At 65.8% G+C, this 2,853-nt stretch carries 7 protein-coding genes; all 7 read right to left on the bottom strand.

Features of this window, described 5'->3' with window-relative positions:
- Positions 1-184: 184 nt before the first annotated feature.
- The gene (locus AB0E19_RS38375) at positions 185-430 is read right to left on the bottom strand and encodes a hypothetical protein (protein ID WP_064239334.1); all 246 of its coding nucleotides are present in this window, start codon (positions 428-430) and stop codon (positions 185-187) included.
- A 190-nt stretch (positions 431-620) separates the two neighbouring features.
- Positions 621-884, bottom strand: coding sequence for a hypothetical protein (locus AB0E19_RS38370; protein ID WP_362189796.1), 264 nt, complete (start codon positions 882-884; stop codon positions 621-623).
- Positions 881-1,153, bottom strand: a complete 273-nt coding sequence (locus AB0E19_RS38365) for a hypothetical protein (protein ID WP_180885113.1) — start codon at positions 1,151-1,153, stop codon at positions 881-883. The genes AB0E19_RS38370 and AB0E19_RS38365 overlap by 4 nt, the downstream gene beginning before the upstream one ends.
- Positions 1,150-1,374 carry a hypothetical protein gene (locus tag AB0E19_RS38360; protein WP_362189792.1) on the bottom strand — a complete coding sequence of 75 codons (225 nt, stop codon included), beginning with the start codon at positions 1,372-1,374 and terminating at the stop codon, positions 1,150-1,152. Before AB0E19_RS38360 ends, AB0E19_RS38365 begins: the two co-directional genes overlap by 4 nt.
- Complete coding sequence (locus AB0E19_RS38355) at positions 1,371-1,655, bottom strand: helix-turn-helix domain-containing protein (RefSeq protein ID WP_362189789.1); 285 nt, start codon at positions 1,653-1,655, stop codon at positions 1,371-1,373. The genes AB0E19_RS38360 and AB0E19_RS38355 overlap by 4 nt, the downstream gene beginning before the upstream one ends.
- Entirely contained in the window at positions 1,652-2,167 is a 516-nt protein-coding gene (locus tag AB0E19_RS38350) for a hypothetical protein (RefSeq protein WP_362189786.1), read from the bottom strand. The genes AB0E19_RS38355 and AB0E19_RS38350 overlap by 4 nt, the downstream gene beginning before the upstream one ends.
- A gap of 123 nt (positions 2,168-2,290) precedes the next feature.
- Positions 2,291-2,701, bottom strand: coding sequence for a hypothetical protein (locus AB0E19_RS38345; RefSeq protein WP_197591095.1), 411 nt, complete (start codon positions 2,699-2,701; stop codon positions 2,291-2,293).
- Positions 2,702-2,853 lie beyond the last annotated feature (152 nt).

Below are 2,853 nucleotides of genomic sequence, written 5' to 3'. Positions count from 1 at the left end.
GTTCGGTCATGGCGCGAGCCGCGAGATAGGCGCGCTCTACAACCAGCTCCGCAACAGGCAAATCGGCAGGGGCAGTGGGCAGCACATTGAGACCGCGAACCCTGCACTCCTCCAAGAGGTCCTGGTCATCGAAATCATCAAGGTCGACGTCGACAGTGATGGTCGGCATACGAAGGTTCTCCAGTCAGTTGATGTGTACACGGGGCCAGAGAGCCGGCATCTGCCGTTGCCACGCTGCGTAGCCCACCCGTGTGCCGTTCTTGAGCGAGCGCTGCAGGATCTGGCCGAACTGCACGCGGAGCGAGAACCAGCGGCACGGGTGGGCAGCAACTGCTGCCGCGTACCGCTGCAGCCTCTCTTCAGGCGTCGGCGTGGCCGTGCTGACGATCACCGCGTCCAGGCCGCCGCCGATCGGATGCAGGCCGTCCATCAGCGCACCAACCTGTGCAGGTTCGGCGCGACGCGCTGGCGCTGCTCTTCCGCCTCGCGCTGACGCTGCGCGCTCGCCTGGTGCGTGCAATACACGCGGTAGGGATGCCGGCAGGGGCGCTTCGCGCGCTCCAAGGCCGCGCGCTGGTCCGGCGTCAGGTCAGGTGCTGGGAGCTTGATCGCTGGCGCCCTCATGCTTCACCGCCTTTGCCACGGGCGAGGGCGCGCTGGCACCGAGGGCAGGTCACCGGATGCGATTCGCACGCGGTCCAGCCCACAGAGCGGCGCCCAGGCGCTGCTCCGCACAGTGCCTTGCCGGTCGCTTCGATGAATCCGCCAAGGCGCCGCACTTGCGCGGACGGGATCGCATGCAGCTTGGTGCCCTGTCCCCGTTCGAGGCCGTTTGCACAGCGGCCGGCCAGCTTCGCCGCCAGCACTTCAGCAGCGGCGTTCATGCGGCACCGCCTTTGACGCGGGCGAGGGCAACTGCGCGCCGCGCCCAGGCTTCGCGCGCCGCTTCGAACGATTCGTGATCGCTTGGCGAGTTGAGCCATCGGTCACGCGCTTGGTCGTAGTCCTCATCGGCTGCAACGAGCGCATCAATGGCCTCGGCCGCTTCCTGCAGCGCGTCGGCGTAGCGGCGGGTGTCCGCACCGTCGTCGGCGGCGCCGTGCAGCGCGCTGACCGCGTGGCGGATGGCCGCGATCTTGGATGGGGCGCTCATGCAGCACCGCCTTGTGCGCGCACCATGCGGCGGAGGCTCCTGCGCACATCGGCGATGGCTCGGCCGGCGCTGGCGCGACGCTCCAGCACTGCGCGCGCGGCAACGTCAGCGGCTGCGGCGACCAGGTTCGGTGCGAAGCCCATTCCAGTGGCGGCCGTAGCGGCTGCCTTGGCGGCGACGGCCGCGCGCTGTGCGAGGGGGTAGGTGATGGCGGCGATCATGCTGCACCGGCCTGGCTGATCGTGTAGCCACGGCTGCGGGTGGCATTGATGCGGTAGCCGTGCTGGGCCAGCTTCTGGCGCAGGCGGCAAATGGTCACCTCGACGGTGTTCGATTTACGGCCGGTACCGCCATACAGGCTCTCTTCCAGCGCGGAGCGGCTGATTGGGGTGTCACCTGCATTGATGATCAGCTGCAGCACCTTAGATTCGGTGGGGCTCAGGGGCAGGCGCTGTGCGCCGATCATCGCGGCGCGCGGTTCAGTACGGAGGCCGGTGATCACGGCGCCACCTCCACGAAGGCCAGTTCGTGCATGACGCACTGCGCCCGGGCCAGCACCGGGGAGGTGCTCGGCTCTTTGCCGTCTGCGGTCGACAGGGGGACAACCGCATTGGCCCGGACGCATGCCGCCGGGGAAATCTCATAGGAGCCGCTCAGGACGGCATCGGCCGCGTCGAGGGAAAGCTGCCAGCGCGCCGGCTCGAAGTTTTGCGTCAGCGCCGCAGTGACGCCTGCCGCACAGTCGGGCACCCGGTCTGCATCGCGGAAAGCGTTGAGGGTCGTGTTGGCGACGGTGGCACGCAGTGCCCAATCGTCCCTGGCGGCCAGCTCATACACAGCCAGGGCGGCGCAGATGCGGGGGCTGGTGATCACCAGCCCGTTCGGCGCGTCGTCTGTAGCCGCGGCGGGTGCATCGGTGGGGGTGGCCCAAGCAACCACGCCCAGGGCGGTGAAGCACGCCAAGGCGGCCAGGCCGACGCGGGCGGTGCGCTTGGTGTTGAGGGTCAGGGGCATTGCTAGGTCTCCGTTCCGGCGGCTGCCGATGACGGAACAATAGCGCTGCTATCTAACCTTTACAATAGCGATGCTGTTTACGAGTCGTTTTTGTCTCAATGAATTTCTGAATCCGTTAAGAAATCAGAATTCCCAACGCTTGAGGCAGTCGCTGTATGCAGCGTCTCTAAACTCCCCCGTGACCACGTCTTTGGCGGCCTCACTGGTCAAGCGAGGAAGGTCATAGGCCTTGTGGACGAAGCCCACGTACGGCTCACCATACTTCGTTGCAGTAGCCATGACGGTAGCCATCGGTGTGCCCATCTGCCTTGCCTTCATGATGCGCTCGGCAGCAGTAGATTCGCCTTCGCACAGTTCGGCCGTTGATCCCTTGAGCGTGTCGATGGCCTCTTGAGCTTTTGTCGCAGCCTCGGCTGCCGATGCAGAAGCACGGGCAGCCGCGGCGCGCGCAGGATCGTTGCTAGGGTTGCTTGCGTTGACGCACCCACAAAGGGCGAGCACCACGATCCCAGCGGCAGAAAAATACTTCCTCATTGGTCATGCCTCTTAACCATAGCGGCTGCGGAGTAAGCCGGCATCTTCAAAGCTGACGCCGTCCCGCAGGCAATCTTCGGCGCGCTCCAAGTCCTTATGCAGCTGGATCAGGTCATCATCCGGAAGCTGTTCGATGCCCCTGTAACCGAAAC

The sequence above is a fragment of the Streptomyces sp. NPDC047974 genome (assembly GCF_040653375.1).
Taxonomy (GTDB): Bacteria; Actinomycetota; Actinomycetes; order Streptomycetales; family Streptomycetaceae; genus Streptomyces.
The sequence above is the reverse complement of the archived record's forward strand: the minus strand, read 5'-3'. Positions and strand labels throughout refer to the sequence as shown.